This is a genomic window from Pseudoalteromonas sp. SG43-6 (assembly GCF_014164365.1).
Lineage (GTDB): Bacteria > Pseudomonadota > Gammaproteobacteria > Enterobacterales > Alteromonadaceae > Pseudoalteromonas > Pseudoalteromonas rhizosphaerae.
The window spans coordinates 19,316-37,791 of the sequence record NZ_JACJEZ010000048.1 but is presented as its reverse complement, the minus strand read 5'-3'; the positions used below and the strand labels follow the sequence as shown (position 1 = coordinate 37,791).

The 18,476-nt window shown below is 41.1% G+C and carries 19 protein-coding genes and 2 tRNA genes; 4 read left to right on the top strand and 17 right to left on the bottom strand.

Features of this window, described 5'->3' with window-relative positions:
- Window positions 1-9: 9 nt before the first annotated feature.
- Window positions 10-94 (bottom strand) — tRNA-Tyr (locus H5201_RS17815).
- 49 nt (window positions 95-143) lie between these two features.
- Window positions 144-228 (bottom strand) — tRNA-Tyr (locus H5201_RS17810).
- A 112-nt stretch (window positions 229-340) separates the two neighbouring features.
- Here H5201_RS17810 and H5201_RS17805 point away from each other — a divergent pair.
- From H5201_RS17805 to H5201_RS17795, 3 genes are all read left to right on the top strand, one after another.
- Window positions 341-862, top strand: a complete 522-nt coding sequence (locus tag H5201_RS17805) for a VC2046/SO_2500 family protein (protein WP_182785150.1) — start codon at window positions 341-343, stop codon at window positions 860-862.
- 159 nt (window positions 863-1,021) lie between these two features.
- Window positions 1,022-1,324, top strand: a complete 303-nt coding sequence (locus H5201_RS17800; protein WP_145241408.1) for a DUF6172 family protein — start codon at window positions 1,022-1,024, stop codon at window positions 1,322-1,324.
- A 206-nt stretch (window positions 1,325-1,530) separates the two neighbouring features.
- Entirely contained in the window at window positions 1,531-2,475 is a 945-nt protein-coding gene (locus H5201_RS17795) for a general glycosylation pathway protein (protein WP_182718133.1), read from the top strand.
- A 45-nt stretch (window positions 2,476-2,520) separates the two neighbouring features.
- Here H5201_RS17795 and H5201_RS17790 read toward each other — a convergent pair whose 3' ends face one another.
- Window positions 2,521-4,140: a M28 family metallopeptidase gene (locus H5201_RS17790; protein WP_182718132.1), complete on the bottom strand. Its 1,620-nt coding sequence runs from the start codon at window positions 4,138-4,140 to the stop codon at window positions 2,521-2,523.
- 233 nt (window positions 4,141-4,373) lie between these two features.
- Window positions 4,374-4,613, bottom strand: a complete 240-nt coding sequence (locus H5201_RS17785; protein WP_145241401.1) for an RNA-binding protein — start codon at window positions 4,611-4,613, stop codon at window positions 4,374-4,376.
- A 200-nt stretch (window positions 4,614-4,813) separates the two neighbouring features.
- On the opposite strand from H5201_RS17785, the gene H5201_RS17780 reads away from it, so the two are divergent.
- The gene (locus H5201_RS17780; protein WP_182718131.1) at window positions 4,814-5,524 is read left to right on the top strand and encodes a hypothetical protein; all 711 of its coding nucleotides are present in this window, start codon (window positions 4,814-4,816) and stop codon (window positions 5,522-5,524) included.
- Window positions 5,525-5,686: 162 nt separating this feature from the next.
- Here the strand turns inward: H5201_RS17780 and lipA are convergent, their stop codons facing one another.
- The 13 genes from lipA to leuS all read right to left on the bottom strand — a co-directional run bounded on the left by lipA (window position 5,687) and on the right by leuS (window position 18,455).
- Window positions 5,687-6,652, bottom strand: coding sequence for a lipoyl synthase (gene lipA, locus H5201_RS17775; protein ID WP_145240533.1), 966 nt, complete (start codon window positions 6,650-6,652; stop codon window positions 5,687-5,689).
- On the bottom strand, window positions 6,649-7,302 hold the full coding sequence (gene lipB, locus H5201_RS17770; protein ID WP_145240535.1) for a lipoyl(octanoyl) transferase LipB: 654 nt from the start codon (window positions 7,300-7,302) through the stop codon (window positions 6,649-6,651). The genes lipA and lipB overlap by 4 nt, the downstream gene beginning before the upstream one ends.
- Window positions 7,303-7,321: 19 nt before the next feature.
- Window positions 7,322-7,600 (bottom strand): DUF493 family protein YbeD, encoded by a 279-nt coding sequence (gene ybeD, locus H5201_RS17765; protein WP_145240537.1) that lies wholly within the window; start codon window positions 7,598-7,600, stop codon window positions 7,322-7,324.
- 222 nt (window positions 7,601-7,822) lie between these two features.
- Complete coding sequence (locus H5201_RS17760; RefSeq protein WP_149980736.1) at window positions 7,823-8,983, bottom strand: serine hydrolase; 1,161 nt, start codon at window positions 8,981-8,983, stop codon at window positions 7,823-7,825.
- 54 nt (window positions 8,984-9,037) lie between these two features.
- The gene (locus H5201_RS17755; RefSeq protein WP_182718130.1) at window positions 9,038-9,811 is read right to left on the bottom strand and encodes a septal ring lytic transglycosylase RlpA family protein; all 774 of its coding nucleotides are present in this window, start codon (window positions 9,809-9,811) and stop codon (window positions 9,038-9,040) included.
- Complete coding sequence (rodA, locus tag H5201_RS17750; RefSeq protein WP_182785149.1) at window positions 9,811-10,917, bottom strand: rod shape-determining protein RodA; 1,107 nt, start codon at window positions 10,915-10,917, stop codon at window positions 9,811-9,813. Before rodA ends, H5201_RS17755 begins: the two co-directional genes overlap by 1 nt.
- Complete coding sequence (gene mrdA / locus H5201_RS17745) at window positions 10,914-12,782, bottom strand: penicillin-binding protein 2 (RefSeq protein WP_182785148.1); 1,869 nt, start codon at window positions 12,780-12,782, stop codon at window positions 10,914-10,916. Before mrdA ends, rodA begins: the two co-directional genes overlap by 4 nt.
- Before the next feature lie 9 nt (window positions 12,783-12,791).
- The gene (gene rlmH, locus H5201_RS17740; protein ID WP_145240546.1) at window positions 12,792-13,262 is read right to left on the bottom strand and encodes a 23S rRNA (pseudouridine(1915)-N(3))-methyltransferase RlmH; all 471 of its coding nucleotides are present in this window, start codon (window positions 13,260-13,262) and stop codon (window positions 12,792-12,794) included.
- Between the two features lie 47 nt (window positions 13,263-13,309).
- Complete coding sequence (rsfS, locus tag H5201_RS17735; protein ID WP_145240548.1) at window positions 13,310-13,627, bottom strand: ribosome silencing factor; 318 nt, start codon at window positions 13,625-13,627, stop codon at window positions 13,310-13,312.
- A 53-nt stretch (window positions 13,628-13,680) separates the two neighbouring features.
- Window positions 13,681-14,316, bottom strand: a complete 636-nt coding sequence (gene nadD, locus H5201_RS17730; protein WP_182740492.1) for a nicotinate-nucleotide adenylyltransferase — start codon at window positions 14,314-14,316, stop codon at window positions 13,681-13,683.
- 16 nt (window positions 14,317-14,332) lie between these two features.
- Window positions 14,333-15,370, bottom strand: a complete 1,038-nt coding sequence (holA, locus tag H5201_RS17725; RefSeq protein ID WP_182740488.1) for a DNA polymerase III subunit delta — start codon at window positions 15,368-15,370, stop codon at window positions 14,333-14,335.
- Window positions 15,370-15,864, bottom strand: coding sequence for an LPS assembly lipoprotein LptE (lptE, locus tag H5201_RS17720; RefSeq protein WP_145240554.1), 495 nt, complete (start codon window positions 15,862-15,864; stop codon window positions 15,370-15,372). Before lptE ends, holA begins: the two co-directional genes overlap by 1 nt.
- A 2-nt stretch (window positions 15,865-15,866) precedes the next feature.
- The gene (leuS, locus tag H5201_RS17715; protein ID WP_182785147.1) at window positions 15,867-18,455 is read right to left on the bottom strand and encodes a leucine--tRNA ligase; all 2,589 of its coding nucleotides are present in this window, start codon (window positions 18,453-18,455) and stop codon (window positions 15,867-15,869) included.
- Window positions 18,456-18,476 lie beyond the last annotated feature (21 nt).

The window sequence follows — 18,476 nt, the reverse complement described above, 5'->3', positions numbered from 1 at the left end:
TAAGAAAAGTGGTGGAGGGAGCTGGATTCGAACCAGCGAAGGCTGAGCCGTCAGATTTACAGTCTGATCCCTTTGGCCGCTCGGGAACCCCTCCACACTAATTTTGTCGCATTTGGCCCCACTTAACTTAGCGGTAAGAAAAGTGGTGGAGGGAGCTGGATTCGAACCAGCGAAGGCTGAGCCGTCAGATTTACAGTCTGATCCCTTTGGCCGCTCGGGAACCCCTCCAATGCAACGGCGCTGATAATAGCAAAGTGAGCATTTAAGTAAAGAAAAAAGCTAAAGAAATATTAAATAAAGCCGATAAATATCTATTACTAACTGCAATCGGCTAAAGTCTATGCAAATCGATGATTTGTTAATCACAGAGAGTCAACTTAACAATCGTCTTGCCAAAAGTGTCTCAGAACACCGTCGTGGCGAGTTTGCATTATTATTGGCAATGCTTTCTCATGACGTGTTAGATTTTAGTCAATTTCATCTCCCTAAAACCCCATTTGATGCACATGCTTCAACACCAAATGAAGTGCAATTACGTGAACAATTAGGGGCAGGGCCTGAGCAAGCATTGGCTCCAGATGAATTTGATATGCTCATTGGCCAACATAATGCACAGCTATTACAACAAGGCAGCATGGCAGATATTCGTTTACGTTCGTGCCTTGCGCCGGAACCATTAGTGATCAGAGATGATAAAAACCATATTCCACTAATGGTGATTGATAATTGCGAACTAGTCGTGCGAAAGCGTCATTTAGATAAAGAAACACAGCTGGATCATCCGCAAATGGATGCGGCTGCATTTTACGATAGCCTTAATAATGCAGATCTTCATCAACCCTTACACCTTGCCCAAGCGTGATATTAAGCTGTAATAATTATCGGTAAAAATATTTTATTTATTTTAGTGTAAAAAAAGCATCCACAAACTAAATGCAATTGCTATAATGACCCCAAATGGCATTTCCAATTTACTTGGTATTATTGCCATCATCATTAAATCAAGGTAATTAGGAACGTAATGAAGAAAACATTCACGCTGAATCACGAGAAAATCAAATACCCTCGCATGGTAGATGCTGCAAAGCATGAAGTAAAAAAGTATTTGAAAAGAGAGCGTAACAAAACGTTGCCAATTGATGCTGATTACTGGGCATTTGATTGTAAATTTGGTAACACAGCTGAAGATGCCCAAGTGGTGCACGTTGCTGAAATTAGCAACTCAATCAGCGAAATTGAAAAACAAGGCTTAGAGTCGTTTTATGTTGAAATCATTGCTAGAGCTGCACAACGTCAAGTGCAAGACTCTGATGATGAAATTTAAAAGTAATTGATTTAATGAAAGAATGGGCTAAGTAGCCCATTTTTTGTGCTTGCAAAAAAGTAAGTCCAGCAGTTTATTTTGCACCCGGTTGGTGCGAAATGGATCTTTTCTCTTCTTCAGATAATGCAACCAGTTGATTTATAAGTTTTTGTAAAGTTGGTTCCGTAATTGCTATTACTTTTAATAATGCAGTTAGGAGCAAACACATGGCAAGAATGAGTTATATCAGTAGCGTCGAACGTTACCAAGAATATCAAACCGTGATCCACGACTTACTTGACTCAGTGCTAGCAAGCTTAGAAGACGGTGTTAAAAAACAACAAGATAATCGTTACTTAATCGCTCAATACCCATTTTTAGAATTACAATACTGTCTAGATAAAAATGGCGTGCAGCTAGGTAACAATGTCTGCTTTAAACGTCAGTATATGAAAACCTTAAATAATCATGGCGATTCACAGGATTTGAGTGAACGGCCGTATTTTCAAGGTATCCAACAGCAGCAACATACTCGTTTTACGCCGCCCTATATTTCGATCGCGACCAATCACTTATGTATTTCAGCAATAAAATCGTTACATGCTTCATATGGCGAAAATCGCTATTTAGTGATTGATGTATGTTTAACGCAATTAATCGAATTTATTATGGGGGATCGTACTCGCGCCACGATGACGCCATTTTTTAAAGCGGGTTATGGCATTATTGTCAGTTGCTTATTTATCTTAGTGTTATTTTTACTTGGTCGGGTGTTTGGTGATATTTATAGCTTACTGTTTGTCCGCTCTATAGAAAATGATCCGCTCGAACCGTTTACGATCATCATTTTTATCACCCTCGCGTTAGCAATATTTGATTTAGGTAAAACAATTCTCGAAGAAGAAATTTTAATGCATAAAGATATCTTTAGGCACAGTTCAACGCGGCGCACTATCACACGGTTTATTTCTACTATTTTAATTGCAGTGTCTATTGAAGCGTTATTAACGATGTTTAAGGCAGCGCTGGGGCAGTCGCAGTATTTATTACCGGCAATTTATATGATGTTGGCGGTTGTAGGGCTATTGATTGCGTTGGCTATTTATGTGTATTTAGGGGCAAAAGCCGAAACCTTATTATTGAGCGCACAACGCAATAAGAAAGGGCATTAATAAAAATGGGGTAGGCGATGAATGCCTACCCCAACTCAACTTAATTTATTCTGCGCGGTCTTGGGCGCGACGAGTTTTAAAATCTGAATCTGCTTGCCATTTTGGCCAATCACCGTTGTTTGCCAGTTGTGATGCGATATCAACAATTAACTCGATGTCTTGTTTTACACCACCTAATGACCACTGAGCAGAGTAATCATCAGCTTCTTTATGGTATTTATGAGCAATATAATCTGGATCTGTATCACCTAAACTCATAAACAGTAAACCAGGTACGCCTTGTTTAGCTAGTGAGAAGTGATCTGATCGGAAGAATAGGCCGTTTTGTGGCACGGGATCCATTTTTACATGACGGCCTTGTTTGCTTGCGGCTTTGCTAAGGTAGTCTTCCATTTGTGATAAGCCTTTGCCGTATTGCAGTATGTAATCGGTGCCATCTAGCACATTCATACCATCAATATTTAACAGAGCGACCATCTGCTTGGTAGGGATAAGTTCGCCACTGGCAAATTGCTCTGAGCCAATTAACCCTGTTTCTTCGGCGGTAAAGTTTGCAAAAATAATCGAGCGCTTAAACGGTTTTTGTTTATGCATGTTACTTAATATACGAGCGATTTCAATTGTGGCAGCACTGCCTGAGGCATTATCAACTGCACCATTATAAATTTTTGGCCCGCTATCAGTTTGCTTAGTGCCAAAATGATCCCAATGTGCGCTGACCACAATATATTCATCAGGCGCTTCACTGCCCGTTAATTTTGCAACAACATTGTGTGATTTAGCGTGTGACACTTCGTTTTTAAATGCAAGGTTTGCTGTTAAATTAAGCGCAGTAGCTTTAAAGTCGTCGTTAAGTGCTTGTTGCTTTAATTGTTGATAGCTCAAGTTTGCTGATTTAAATAGCTGCTCGGTTGCATCAAGTGTTAGCCAACCCATAACCGGTAGTTCTGATGCGTTTAGGTTGTTATCCATCAAGGTATATTTTGTGCCTGTATTTGAGCTTTCAACTACGCCCCAAGGATATGCAGCTGGCGCTGTTTCGTGCACAATAAATACTGCGGCTGCGCCTTGGCGAGCGGCTTCTTCGTATTTGTAAGTCCAGCGACCGTAGTAGGTCATAGCGTTGCCGGTAAATAGCGCATCGTTTTGCGTAGCAAACCCAGGATCATTTACTAACACAACAACCGTTTTACCCGTTACATCAATATTCTTATAATCATTCCAATTATACTCGGGCGCATTAATGCCATAACCAACAAATACTACCTCTGAATCACGAACATCAATAAGTGGCTGTAATTGCTTCGTTCGCGCCGTAAAATCTTTACCAGCGGTAAAGCTCAAGTCGCCAATTTTTAATTGCATGTTTTGATCAGCGGTTACCATCGCCATTTTTACCGGCTGTAAAAACTTATCATTATATGCACCAGTTAATCCAAGCGCTTGGTATTGGTCACTTAAGTAACCCACAGTTTTTACTTCACCGCGCGTTAATGGACCGCGTCCTTCAAATTCGTCTGAGGCAAGGGTTTTAATATGTTGTTTAATATTGCTTAAATTTACACTGGTTGTATTGTCAAGCGTCGTTTGTTCTTGAGCAGGCTCTGAACAGCCAGTTAAGCCCAATAATAAAGTTACACTGAGCGATTTAAAAAGAGGAGTCATAATTGCAGGTTTTTAAGGATACATACTGTGACTATATGGGGTGTCGGTTTTGCTGTCTAGTTTTTTGCCATGAAGCGCAGATATTTTTATAAAATACAATTAGTTGATTTTGGGTACTATGATTTAGGGGCTGAATTAAATTTCGTTGGGTGAAAGGGACTGGCGCAGAAGTTGTGTGAAAAAAAGCTAAAAGCCAGCGAAGAGTGCTGGCCTTTTGCAACAAAATAACACGTTTAAGCGTCAGCTTTCTTTACGCGGATCTTGCTTTTATCAACAGTACTTTGATTCAATGCTTTTATTGCTACAGCAGCTTCTGCATCGTTTGGCATTTCTACAAAGGCAAAGCCTTTCGATTGGCCGGTTTCTTTATCTAGTACTAAATTACAATCGGCTACTTTACCGTGTTCAGTAAAAAGTACGCGGATTTCATGTTCAGTGATAGTGCGTGATAAGTTTCTAACTAATAGTTTCATAAAGAACCATGTTTTAAAAATAACAGGGGTGATTGTCTCAAGGAAAAGCCGTTTGACCTAATGATTAATTACAAACCGCAAAAATAGTTTTTGGCTGATAGCCAAAGAATAAAGTAGGTTCCTTTTTTGGGGGGGAATAGTTAAAGCATAAGAATAGTTAGCCGATAACAACTTAGCTATAAAAAAAACAAGGACGTAATATGCAAGTTAACTCGAAAGATACATATCCACTATTGCAACCTACTTCAAACAGTTCGGTGGTCGAAATCAACACGCCAGTGAATAGTAAAGAGCAATTAAAAAGTGAAATGGAGCGCCTAGCGAAGGACATCTATCATAAAGGGCAGTTTAAAGAGCCTGATGCAACATACTATAAGCCTGTAAATAAAGATGCCAATATATTAAGACCTATTGAAGAGGTTATGTATGATATTGGAGTCGCTACAGTTCATTTGTATATGCCTGGTGGTGATGTCCCTAAAGCAGTTGAGAAGATGCTTTCACCCTATGATAGCGTTATGGCTGAATTAAGGAGTGAACAGCCTTCCTTAGCAAATAAAAGTTGGGGTATTTCTATCAATGAGTCAGGTGAGCTTACAGTAACGGGTTCTCTTAATGATGATGAAAAGGCAATCATTGCAGAAAAACTAAATAGTAATGAAGAGCTAGTCACTGCCGTTAATGATTTTAAGTCTAATTATTTAAAGTATATTAAGATGGAGCCTAGAGGCTGGGGTAATTATGACGTAAATGAAAGTAATTTTGCGGACGTCTTTGATTTTAGAGAAATGTTAGAAAGCTCAAGGAGTAGCGAAGAGTTTAAAGCAACGTGGGATTATGAAACAAATTGGCTTAAGTTGAACGATAATGTTTCAGCACAATTGAGAAGCAATGCTTCGAAACGAAAATAAACGTTGAAAAATATATGCTAAAAATTTTTACAACAACTAAGAAGAAATGCTCTTAAAATTAACTTTAAGGGTTTAGCATGAAAGGTAAGACCATTAATATAACAAAAAAGCCGTTAGTGATTTAATCCATTACTAACGGCTTTTTCAATTCTGTAAAAATGATTACTTCACTTCTTTACCCGCAGCTTGTTGATCAGCATGGTAGCTTGAACGAACAAATGGGCCTGATGCGGCATGAGTAAAGCCAATTTCATCAGCGTACTCTTTAAGCGCGTCAAACTCTGCTGGTGGCACGTAGCGTTTTACAGGTAAGTGATGCTTTGATGGCTGTAGGTATTGGCCAACCGTTAGCATATCGACATTATGCGCGCGTAAATCACGCAGTACTTCTTCGATCTCGCTAATTTCTTCGCCAAGACCAACCATTAGACCTGATTTAGTTTTCACTTCAGGGTGTGCTTCTTTAAAGCGACGTAGTAATTCTAATGACCATTTGTAGTCAGCACCTGGGCGCGCAAGTTTATATAAACGCGGCGCAGTTTCAAGGTTATGATTGAATACATCTGGTGGCGTTTCGATTAGGATCTCAAGTGCTCGGTCCATACGGCCACGAAAATCAGGCACTAAAATTTCGATGGTGATTTTTGGGTTATACTTGCGAATTTCACGAATACAATCAGCAAAATGTTGTGCGCCGCCATCACGTAAATCATCTCGATCCACTGAGGTGATCACTACATAGCTTAACTTCATATCGCGAATAGTAAGAGCCAACTTTTCAGGCTCTGCGGCATCTGGTGTTAACGGACGGCCATGGGCAACATCACAAAATGGGCAACGACGAGTACAAATTGCGCCTAAAATCATAAAAGTTGCTGTACCGTGATTAAAGCATTCTGATAAGTTAGGGCAAGAGGCTTCTTCACACACTGAATGCAGTCCGTGCTTACGCATGGCTTGTTTAATGCCGTCGATCCGCTCAGTTGATTTAGGTAAGCGAATTTTTAGCCACTCTGGCTTGCGTAACATTTCGTTTTTTTCAGTGGGTAATACTTTTACTGGGATCAACGCCATTTTTTCAGCGTCGCGTAGTTTTACCCCTGGTTCCATCTTGACTGGTTTATTCATTCGTTTTCAAACCCTTCAGTATACTTAACCTGTGTCGCATTAAGTTTTTTAATCATATGTTTTACGAGCCCAGCACCTGCTTGCGCAAGGTTTTCTGGGCCGTTCAAGTCGGTTGTTTGCACCATGTTCATACCGGCGTAACCACATGGGTTGATACGTAAAAACGGGCTCATGTCCATATTTACATTCAATGCTAGACCATGAAAAGAGCAGCCACGGCGAACACGAAGTCCTAATGATGCTATTTTGCTATCGTTAACATAAACCCCCGGGGCATCTGCTTTTGCGTAGGCTTTAATACCGTAATCATTGAGTGTATCGATAATGCACTCTTCAAGCCATGTGACCAATTCTCGTACGCCAATTTTCAAGCGACGTAAGTTAAATAATACGTACATCATTTGCTGGCCCGGTCCGTGATAGGTTACTTGACCACCTCGGTCAACCTTGATCACTTCTATATCTCCAGGTGCAAGTAGGTGTTCATCTTTACCTGCTTGGCCTTGCGTAAATACTGGCTCATGTTCAACGAGCCATATTTCATCCGCATCATGCTCAGTTCGAACATCAGTATAGTTTTGCATTTGTTGCCAAATTGGCATGTAACGCTGTTTACCAAGTTGACGGACGATTAAGGTATTTTCGCTCACAGCTTACTCCGCTTAGCGTTTAAAGCATGTGTCGTACGTCATCAATCGCACTGATCACGTTATAAATTTCTTCAATATGAGTGCCGCTGGTCACGGTAACGACTAAGCTAACTGACTCATAATTACCTTTGCTGCTAGGTTTAACTTTTGGAGCGTAGTCGCCAGGGGCAATAGGTTGTAACTTAGTTAGAATTTGGTCAGTTAAGTTGACGTTTGCCAACCCCATTACTCTAAATGTAAAAGGGCAAGGGTATTCTAAATATTCATCAAATTTAGTATTTTTTACCGGTGTAGCCACGACGTTGACTCCTCATACTTATATGTGTGTTTAGTATTTATTACCAAACAATAAACCGATTAGATAACCTGTTCTCGACCTTTATAACAATTGAATTAATCGCTTACATAAGACAATTGGTATTCTGGTTATTTGCGGGTTAGATATGGGGCGCATTCTACCATCTTTAAAGCAAAAAAAAACGCCTTGCTTTGCAAGGCGCTTATATTATTTGGTAGCGTTTTACATTATTTGTAAACGTAGGTAATCATAAATTTTACTAAAGAAGCTACCTTCTTCAACTTCTTCAAGCGTTACCAGAGGATACTGAGCAATTACTTCGCCTTCAAGTTGTAAAGATAAAGTACCTACGGTAGAGCCTTTCGCTAATGGTGCCTCTAAAACTTTATCAAGTTTAAAGTCGGCTTTTAAATTTTTACGTTGGCCGCGTGGAATAGTGATCGGCGTATCAACTAAAATGCCTAACGATACATTTTCTTTGTTACCCATCCAAATACGTTGCTCGGCAAAACTGTCGCCGGCTTTGTAAGGTGTGATTGTTTCAAAAAAACGAAAACCATAGTTAAGTAATTTTTTACTTTCTACTTTACGTGCACGTTCACTCGAAGTACCCATAACCACGGCGATTAAACGCATATCATCTTTAGTCGCTGAACTTACTAAGCTGTAACCTGCTTCCGATGTATGACCGGTTTTTATACCATCAACGTTTAAGCTTTCATCCCATAACAGTGAGTTACGGTTGTATTGCTTAATGCCGTTAAAAGTAAATGATTTTTGTGAGTAAACCGCATACTCGTCAGGTACATCACGAATAAGTGCTGCACCTAAGGTGGCCATATCTCGAGGGGTTGTGAAGTGTTCGTTGGTATCTAAGCCATGGCTATTAATGAAGTGGCTGTTACTCATACCTAATTTCTCAGCATGGGCATTCATTAAGTCTGCAAATGCGCTTTCGCTACCGGCAATATGTTCTGCCATTGCTACGCAAGCATCATTACCTGACTGGATAATAATACCGTGGTTTAAATCGTTAACACTAATTTGCTTACCCACTTCGATGAACATTTTCGAAGATTCAGGAAAGTTTTTAGCCCACGCTTTTTCGCTTACCGTAACCATATCTGTTGGCGCTATATTGCCTGCTTTGATTTCGGTACCAATGACGTAGCTGGTCATCATTTTAGTTAAACTGGCAGGTGCTAGGCGAGTATCAGCTTCACCCTCGGCAATAACTTTACCAGTGGTAAAATCAACAAGAAAATAACCTTTTGCATTAACTTGAGGCGGTGCAGGGATGATTTGGGCGGTCGCAGAAAAAACGGCAGCAGAGCAAACTACGCCACATACACCGCTAATAATTTTGGATTTAATAGATTTCATCATACTCATTAATGGTTAAAGTTAAAGATTCGCGTTTACCTCATTCTAAAGGTGTTATTCACTATAAAGCAAGAACGCGTTTTGAAATTGATCCTGTTTTAGTTTTTCAAGTACTTGCTGAGCTTGCTCAGCATTTTTAATTGGCCCTAAACGCAGCCTATAAATAGCATCTTTTTCCACAATATTAGTGGGTAATTGATATTGCTGGCGTAAAGTGTACGCTAATGCTTCAATATTTTTTAAGGTACTGCCTGCAGCGACTTGAATATAACTCAAACGCGCAGTCGAATCGGCCATTGTAATAGCTTCAAGCTTAACCTTGGCTGTACCATGATGATAGTAACCAAGTTTATACGCTGCTGCATAGGATAAATCGATTAAGCGATCATCATGAAATGGGCCACGATCATTTACACGGACAATTACAGATTTGCCATTACTGGTGTTGGTTACTTTTACAAAGCTAGGCAAGGGTAACGTTTTATGAGCGGCAGTCATCGCAAACATATCGTAGACTTCGCCATTTGAGGTGTGATAACCATGAAATTTACGGCCATACCATGAAGCGATACCTTCTTCGCTATAACCCGTTTCATCTAGCATCGGAGTATAGTTTTTGCCGTTAACTGTGTAAGCGCGCCCAGCACTGGCACTTTTGCTAACCTCTGTGACTATGGCATCTTGCATTTCTAATTCAGTGGGTACTCTCAGTGGTGCAGAATCATGACGCATACTATAACGGTCACTGTGATTTATACCTGAAGAGCTACAGGCACTTAAAAAAACCACTAACCACAAACAGCTGAATAATTTTAAACAGTAGCGCATTATTTTAACAGCATCCTTTTATCAGTTGCGATAGACATAATAATGCCAAACCCGGCCATTAAAGTGACCATCGACGTACCGCCATAACTTATCAATGGCAATGGTACACCCACCACAGGTAATAACCCTGATACCATGCCAATATTTACAAATACATAAACAAAAAAAGTCAGCGTGAGTGCCCCTGCCAGTAATTTACCAAATGCATCTTGAGCATTAACTGCGATATACAAACCGCGACCAATAATAAATAAATACATGGACAATAAAACACATACACCAAAAAGGCCAAATTCCTCACTAAGTACTGAAAAGATAAAATCAGTATGGCGTTCAGGTAAAAACTCTAATTGTGATTGCGTGCCTTGCAGCCAACCTTTACCTTCAATACCACCAGAGCCGATAGCTATTTTTGATTGGATAATATGATAACCAGAGCCAAGAGGATCGCTTTCTGGATTGAACAAAGTTAGTACCCGCTGTTTTTGATAGTCATGCATACCGTAATGCCAAAAAGGCCATGCAGCTAAAGCAACCAAAGCGCTTAAAAAGCCGATTAATCGCCAGCTTAAACCAGACAAAAATAATACAAAGATCCCTGAACTGGCAATTAAGATGGAGGTACCTAAGTCGGGCTGTTCTTTGATCAGGAGTGTGGGAACCATAACAATGGTAAAACCAACAACTAAGTGCAGTGCTCTTGGCGGCAAATGATTACGGCCAATATACCAAGCCACCATCATAGGCACGGCTATTTTCATTAATTCAGCAGGTTGAAAGCGGGTAATGCCTAAATCTAACCAGCGCTGAGCGCCTTTGGAGCTGACGCCAAATAACAGCACCCCAACCAGCATCAGTAACCCAACACAATATAAAGGAATAACTAAACGCTTTAAGGTCGCGGGTGAAAATTGCGCTAAAATAATCATACCTAAAACAGCGCCGCCCATGCGAGTAATATGACGGATCATCATTGCAGGGTCTTGACCACTGGCGCTATAAACAACGGTTACACTGCCTGCCATCATTAATAGCAATGCCAGCAGAAGCGGCAAGTCAAGATGCATACGCATCCAGATTGAACGGCCATCATGCAAACTGGTCATGGTGTGTTATTCCTAGCAAGATTAACGGGATTTGCGGCAAAGTAGTAATCCATTAGTTGGCGAGCAATTTGCACACCGCCATGATTGTTTTCTAGAACAACAGAAACAACTATTCTGGGATCCTCATAAGGTGCAAAGCCTACATAGATAGTGTTATCACGTTGACGCTCTTTGAGGGATTTTGCATCGTATCGCTCACCTTGAGCAATACTGACTATTTGTGCGGTGCCTGTTTTACCTGCTGAATCGTAATTTGTTCCTTTAAATGCTCTGTGTGCAGTACCTGAGGTTTTTTGAACTGTGTTATGCATAGCATCTAATGCGACCTGCCAATGGCGAGGATCTTTTAAAATAACGGGTGGCTTTTCTTCATTATTGATCTGTGTGACGTCATTGTCTTTTTTCACAACTTGTACTAAGTGTGGTGGGTGGTTAATGCCACGATTTACTAATATATTCATCGCGTTTGCGATTTGTAGGGGAGTTGCGGTCCAATAACCTTGGCCAATGCCAACAGAGATAGTATCGCCACGCCACCATGATTCTTTAAAACGGCCTTCTTTCCATTCTTTTGATGGCAAAATAGCCGTGGTTTCTTCATGAATATCAATACCGGTTAAATCACCGTAGCCAAACTGTGCCATAAAATCACTGATTTTGGTGATCCCTAATCGATAAGAAACATCATAAAAATAGGTATCACAAGACTCTTCAATGGCTTTGTAAACATCAACATGGCCATGGCCCCAACGTTTCCAATCTCGCCACTTATGATCAACATTCGGAATTTGGAAGAAACCAGGATCCCACATTGACGTTTGCTCGGTAACGAGACCTTCTTCAAGGGCCAGAACAGCCATGTGAGGTTTTACCGTCGATGCTGGCGCATAACGCCCTTGTGTGGTTCGATTGATTAGAGGTCGGTCAGGATTTAATAAGGCTTTGTAGTTTTTACTGCTAATGCCGTGAACAAATAAGTTCGGATCATAACTGGGATTGGAATAAAGCGCCAACACGCCTCCGTCTTTGGCGTCCATGACGATCACAGCGCCACGCATATCTTTAAGTGCATGTTGGGCAATTTGCTGCAAGCCAACATCAAGAGTAAGAACAAGATCATTACCCGGCTGCGGAGGAGTCATACTTAAGGTGCGAATGACGCGACCACGATTATTGACTTCAACCCGCTGCGAACCTACTTGGCCATGCAGCAGTTGTTCATAATATTTCTCAATACCGAGTTTACCAATATCATGGGTTGCACGGTAATTAGTACCTTGCTCTTGTGCTTCGAGCTGAGCCAGTTCTTTTTTATTGAGTTTAGCAACATACCCTAACGCATGAGTTAGGGTGTCTGCAAACGGGTAGTAGCGTGCCAAACGTGCTTCGATACTAAACCCTAGGAATTTATGCTGATTGACCGAAAAACGGGCTACTTCTTGTTCGTTTAAACGTGCTTTTAATACTTGACTCTTAAAGCGACGGTTATGTTTTATATCATCAAGAAAATCGTTTTTTTGTTGCTCTGAAATATCAATAAATTGTGTCAGTGCTGACAGTGATGCATCAAGATCGTCAACTTCTTCAGGAATAACTTCTAAATTATAAACCGGTTTATTTTCAGCGAGCAACACACCATTGCGGTCATAAATAAGGCCTCGGTTAGGAGCAATAGGAATAACTTTAATGCGATTGTCGTTAGAACGTGTTTGATAATCTTGGTGATCATCAACTTGAATGGTATATAAATTGGAAAGTAAAACCGCGACTAAAATAGTAACAAATACAAACCCCACAAAGGCGCGACGAGCAAATAGGTTAGCTTCTGCTGAGTGGTCTCTAATTGTGGGTCTGTGTTTGCGCATGAGTAAATGTTACTCGCGATGATACGGGTGGTTATTGTTTAAGCTCCAGCCTCTATAAAGGCTTTCAGCAACAATAATACGCACCAATGGATGGGGCAGGGTCAAATTTGATAGTGACCATTTTTGCTCTGAAGCTGCAATGCACTCCGGCGCTAAGCCTTCAGGGCCGCCAATTAGCAAACTGACATCGCGGCCATCCAGTTGCCACTTTTCCATGTCTTTTGCTAATTGGTGAGTATCAAGCGCTTTGCCTGTTACCTCAAGCGTAACAATACGATTGCCTTTAGGGATAGCGGCTAAGGTTTTTTCGCCTTCAATATGCAAAATACGTTTAATATCTGCATTTTTACCACGTTTACCTGCGGGAATTTCAATTAACTCCAGCGCCATATCTTTTGGAAAGCGGCGCTGATATTGTGCAAAACCCGTTTCTACCCACGCTGGCATTTTGGTGCCAACGGCAATCATCTGTATTTTCACGTGTTACATCCAAACTCGATTAAAATTAGTGAGCGGTTAGCTTGATATTAGCTCCATAGTTTTTCGAGGTCGTAATAGCTACGTGCTTGATCTTGCATTACGTGTACGATTACATCGCCTAAATCAACCAGTGCCCATTCACCATCGCTTTGGCCTTCATACCCTAGAGGCTCTTGACCTGCGTGACGAGCTTCTTTTGCTAAATGATCAGCAATTGACAATACATGACGTTTCGAAGTACCAGAGCACACGACCATAAAATCGGTGATGTCTGAGCTTGCGCTTACATCAATATTAACCACATCACGTGCTTTCATATCGTCAATTTTGTCTATTGCAAAGGCGAGTAGTTGTTTCGTATCCAAGGTGTTATCTCATTTAAAAGTGAATAGCTGTTATTTTATCACGCAACTGGTATTTATTCATCACTTAGATAAAGTTGCTGTGATTGAATATACTGACTCACGCCAGTAGGAAGAAGTTCATTGTAATCTATGCCATTTTTAATCGCCTTGCGAATATCGCTTGAGGCAATAGCCATTTCTTCGCCAGCTAAAAAATATAATTTTCCACCAGCTTGCGTTGTAAGCTCTGCGCTATTGCTACATTCTGCGGCTTGTTGGTATGCGAGTAACTCGCCATGGGCAGTGAATTTTAGGCCCGGGCGTTGAAATACCACAATATGACAAAGCTGAGTAATTGTTTGCCACTCAAACCATTTATCTAAGTTATTAAACGAATCCATGCCAATTAAAAATAATAATGGTTGATCTGGAAATTGTATGCGGATCTCTTGCAGGCTTAATAATGAATATGACGGGCCACTGCGATTGAGTTCGCGTAAATCGAGTTGAAAATATGGGTAAGGTGCAATCGCAGCATTGAGCATTGTGATGCGATGCTGCGTACTTATCCCAGGTGCAGTCTTATGAGCTGGAATAGCACATGGCATAAAGTATAAAGTTGTTAAATTGAAATGCTCGACACAATGCTTAGCCATATTGATATGGCCTAAATGAACGGGGTCAAAAGTCCCACCAAACAGTGCAATCATCATAAACGCCTAATAATTAGTTGAGCGGATGCGCAGGCAAAGGAAACGTCAATGGTTGGCAAAATACTAAACAAATATGTGCTAATGCTTGATACGGTTTGACTAAATTACCTTGCTTATAACTGGCATCAAATTGTGCGAGCAACTGGGTGATTTGCTCTAAAGTATGTATCGACAAACGATTAAGTGCTTGTTGAATCGGCCCTTGCTGATTTTTCCAGATGGCTTTTTGTTTAAATAGCGTTGCCAGTTGTTCACCTTGTTGTAAGCCTAATTGTAGGCTTAGTAAGGTATTTGCTTCTTTAGTAATGGTCCATAAGATACTCACAGCTTCAGTGTTATCGCCAGCGAGTTTATTTAATACTTTAATTGCTTGGTGACTATTACCTTGTAGCAGTGCATCACTTAAATCAAAAATATCAAACTTGGCTTGATTAAGTAGGCCTTGTAAAACCTGCTGTTGATCGATCATAGCAGTGCCATGCAATAACGACAGCTTTTCGAGCTCTTGAAAACACGCTAACAAATTACCTTCAGTAGCATCAATTAGGGTGCGTTTGGCATCTGCTTGCATATTGATTTTTAAGCGCTGGCACTGCTCATCAAGCCAACGGCTTAAATGATTGCCGGTCAGGGGGTAGCAGGGTACAAATACGCCCAGTTTATCTAACGACTTAAACCAAGCACTGCGCTGAATATCTTGACTGGCCTTGGCCCCTTTTACAATAAGTACGGTGTCGGGGTTGTTTAGTGCTACGAGCTGTTTAAACGTTTGGCTACCAACAATACCTGGCTTTTGAAAATTAAGGTCTAGCTCGATTAAAGTACGAGCACTAAATAACGACATACTTTGATATTGCGCTATTAGCTCTTGCCAATCAAAACCGGGCATTAAGGTAAATTTAACAACCTCATCAAAACCTTGCTGTTTCGCAATCTGACGAATTTGTTGAGCGCATTGTGCTACTTGAAAGGGTTCTTCACCAAATACTAAATAAAAAGGCTGTAAGCCTTTTTTTAATTCATTGGGTAATTGATTCGCATAACAGCGCATTATAGTTGCGACAGCTCTCTAACAATACGACGACTAGCTTGCATGCGAATTTCATTCAATAGCAACTCTAACTCTTTTGCTTTTGCTAAAGCGTTATCAGGGTCGTCTTGATAATTACGATAAAGCTCAAAACGTTGTTCAATTGCTTCTTTGCCAGGGCGCTTGAGTAAGTAGCGAACACTATAAGCTAACTCGTACTCGGCAACCTGACCATTTTTAAATAATGATAAGGTTTGACGTTCAAGACGATCTTTATATAAATACAGCTGAGCGACGTTTTTCTTAGGCGTGTCGAGTAACTCAACTTTGCTCAATGTGAGTTCTTTGCCAAGCATCGCAAATAACGCTGATTTTTCATCATCACCGTTTAAAGTTAAGGTGGCCAAGTCATCAGGCAGACTTGAGGCTTTTTTAAGGTGAAAGCCGCAGCTAGATAACAAAAAACAGACTAGCGCTAAGGCTAGTCCGTTTTTAATGGCATGAATAGCAGCCATAATTAGTTAGCAACCACGTTAAGTAGTTTACCTGGTACGTAAATAACCTTGCGGATAGTAACGCCATCAGTGAACTTAGTAACATTGGCTTCAGCAAAGGCAAGCGCTTCAACTTGCTCTTTAGTAGCATCGGCTGACACAGTTAATTTAGCGCGTAGCTTACCGTTAACTTGTACGATGATTAGTTTTTCATCTTCAACAAGGGCTGACTCATCAACCACAGGCCAAGACGCATCTAAAATATCGCCTTCTTTACCCAGTTCTTGCCACAATTGATGTGACAAATGCGGCGTAATTGGTGCAAGCATAATTAGCAGCGCTTCAAGCGCTTCGTTGGCAATCGCTACATCTTGTTTGTCAGCTAAAGGTGCTTTTAACAATTTGTTTGAGATTTCCATGATTGCCGCAATGGCAGTGTTGAATGTTTGACGACGTTCAACATCATCAGTCACTTTTGCAATTGCTTTGTGCAGCTCACGACGAAGCACTTTTTGCTCGTTGTTTAATGCTGATTTGTCTAATGCTTGGAAACCAACAGTGTTTACATCAACCGCATATTTCCATACACGTTTAATGAAACGATGTGCCCCTTCAACACCTGAATCAGACCATTCAAGCGTTTGCTCTGGTGGTGCGGTAAACATCATAAATAAACGTACCGTATCAGCGCCGTATTGAGCGATAACTTGTTGCGGGTCGATACCGTTATTTTTTGATTTAGACATTTTGCTCATGCCTGATGAGAATACTGGCTCGCCGTCAACTTTATGCCATGCTTTAGTCACGCGGCCTTTGTCGTCGGTTTCAGTATTTACATCACTAGGGGAAATCCAAATGTCGCCACCTTTTTCATCTTTACGATAAAATGTTTCGGCAAGTACCATGCCTTGGCATAATAAGCGGTCAAATGGCTCATCTGAATTAACTAAGCCAAAATCACGTAATAATTTATGGAAAAAGCGCGAATACAATAAATGTAAAATAGCGTGCTCAATACCACCAATGTATTGGTTTACTGGTAACCAGTAGTTTGCCGCAGCTGGATCTAGCATACCTTTGTCATGGCGTGGACTACAGTAACGTGCGTAGTACCAAGATGATTCCATGAAGGTGTCAAAGGTATCGGTTTCATGAAACGCAGGCGCACCGTTTACAGTGGTTTTAGCCCACTGTGGGTCGGCTTTAATTGGTGATGTAACACCATTCATTACCACGTCTTCTGGTAAACGTACTGGCAGCATATCTTCAGTGGCAGCAAGTTCATTGCCGTCTTCATCGCTTAACATTGGGATTGGTGAACCCCAATAACGCTGACGGCTAACACCCCAATCACGTAAGCGGAAGTTTACTTTACGCTCACCCACGCCAAGTGCTTCAAGCTTATTGGCAACCGCATTAAATGCGCCGTCAAAGTCAAGGCCATCAAATTCACCTGAATTAACCAGCACGCCTTTTTCAGTGAATGCTTCATCTTTTAGATTTACTTCAAGCTCTGAGCCTGCAACAGGTGCGATAACTTGTTTGATGTCTAAACCGTAAGCGGTAGCAAATTCAAAGTCCCGTTGATCGTGTGCGGGCACGGCCATTACAGCACCTGAGCCATAATGCATTAATACAAAGTTGGCAACCCAAATTGGTACTTGCTCACCGGTAAGTGGGTGAGTAGCAAAAAAGCCCGTTGCGATGCCTTTTTTCTCCATCGTCGCCATATCTGCTTCAGCTACTTTGGTGTTTTTGCATTCATCAACAAAGCGTGCCACAGCGTCGCTATTTTTAGCTGCTTCTTGTGCGATAGGGTGTCCGCCTGCAACAGCAACATAAGTCACACCCATAAAGGTATCAGGGCGAGTGGTATAAACGCTGAATGTTTCGTTGTTATCGGTGCGTTTAAACTCAATATCTAACCCTTCAGAGCGACCAATCCAGTTGCGCTGCATGGTTTTAACTTGCTCTGGCCAATCTTCTAACTTGTCTAAGTCGTCAAGTAGCTCTTGCGCGTAGTCAGTGATTTTAATAAACCACTGTGGAATTTCTTTTTGTTCAACTACAGCACCTGAACGCCAACCGCGACCATCAATAACTTGCTCGTTAGCAAGTACTGTTTGGTCTACTGGATCCCAGTTTACCGTTGACATTTTTTTGTACACTAGGCCTTTTTCGTAAAGCTTAGTGAAGAACCACTGTTCCCATTTGTAATATTCTGGATGGCAAGTTGCGATCTCACGATCCCAGTCATAACCAAAACCTAATTGCTTAAGTTGGGTACGCATGTAATCGATGTTCTCGTAGGTCCATTTTGCTGGCGCAGTTTTATTTTTAATTGCCGCATTTTCAGCCGGTAGACCAAACGCGTCCCAACCCATAGGTTGCATTACGTTTTTGCCTTGCAAGCGTTGGAAACGAGAAACAACATCACCAATCGTGTAGTTACGCACATGACCCATGTGGAGTCGGCCGCTTGGGTAAGGGAACATAGAAAGGCAATAATACTTTTCTTTGCTCTCGTCTTCAGTGGCTTTAAATACTTGGTTTTCTTCCCAGTAGGCTTGGACTTTTGACTCTATGTCTTGCGGGTTATATTGCTCTTGCATCTACGGTTCCAGACTTCTTGC

Excerpts from the sequence above, each read along its gene's own strand:
- H5201_RS17805 (WP_182785150.1), top strand. The coding sequence starts at position 341 with ATGCAAATCGATGATTTGTTAATCACAGAGAGTCAACTTAACAATCGT.
- H5201_RS17800 (WP_145241408.1), top strand. The coding sequence starts at position 1,022 with ATGAAGAAAACATTCACGCTGAATCACGAGAAAATCAAATACCCTCGC.
- H5201_RS17795 (WP_182718133.1), top strand. The coding sequence starts at position 1,531 with ATGGCAAGAATGAGTTATATCAGTAGCGTCGAACGTTACCAAGAATAT.
- H5201_RS17790 (WP_182718132.1), bottom strand. The coding sequence starts at position 4,140 with ATGACTCCTCTTTTTAAATCGCTCAGTGTAACTTTATTATTGGGCTTA.
- H5201_RS17785 (WP_145241401.1), bottom strand. The coding sequence starts at position 4,613 with ATGAAACTATTAGTTAGAAACTTATCACGCACTATCACTGAACATGAA.
- H5201_RS17780 (WP_182718131.1), top strand. The coding sequence starts at position 4,814 with ATGCAAGTTAACTCGAAAGATACATATCCACTATTGCAACCTACTTCA.
- lipA (WP_145240533.1), bottom strand. The coding sequence starts at position 6,652 with ATGAATAAACCAGTCAAGATGGAACCAGGGGTAAAACTACGCGACGCT.
- H5201_RS17760 (WP_149980736.1), bottom strand. The coding sequence starts at position 8,983 with ATGAAATCTATTAAATCCAAAATTATTAGCGGTGTATGTGGCGTAGTT.
- H5201_RS17755 (WP_182718130.1), bottom strand. The coding sequence starts at position 9,811 with ATGCGCTACTGTTTAAAATTATTCAGCTGTTTGTGGTTAGTGGTTTTT.
- rodA (WP_182785149.1), bottom strand. The coding sequence starts at position 10,917 with ATGACCAGTTTGCATGATGGCCGTTCAATCTGGATGCGTATGCATCTT.
- mrdA (WP_182785148.1), bottom strand. The coding sequence starts at position 12,782 with ATGCGCAAACACAGACCCACAATTAGAGACCACTCAGCAGAAGCTAAC.
- nadD (WP_182740492.1), bottom strand. The coding sequence starts at position 14,316 with ATGATTGCACTGTTTGGTGGGACTTTTGACCCCGTTCATTTAGGCCAT.
- holA (WP_182740488.1), bottom strand. The coding sequence starts at position 15,370 with ATGCGCTGTTATGCGAATCAATTACCCAATGAATTAAAAAAAGGCTTA.
- lptE (WP_145240554.1), bottom strand. The coding sequence starts at position 15,864 with ATGGCTGCTATTCATGCCATTAAAAACGGACTAGCCTTAGCGCTAGTC.
- leuS (WP_182785147.1), bottom strand. The coding sequence starts at position 18,455 with ATGCAAGAGCAATATAACCCGCAAGACATAGAGTCAAAAGTCCAAGCC.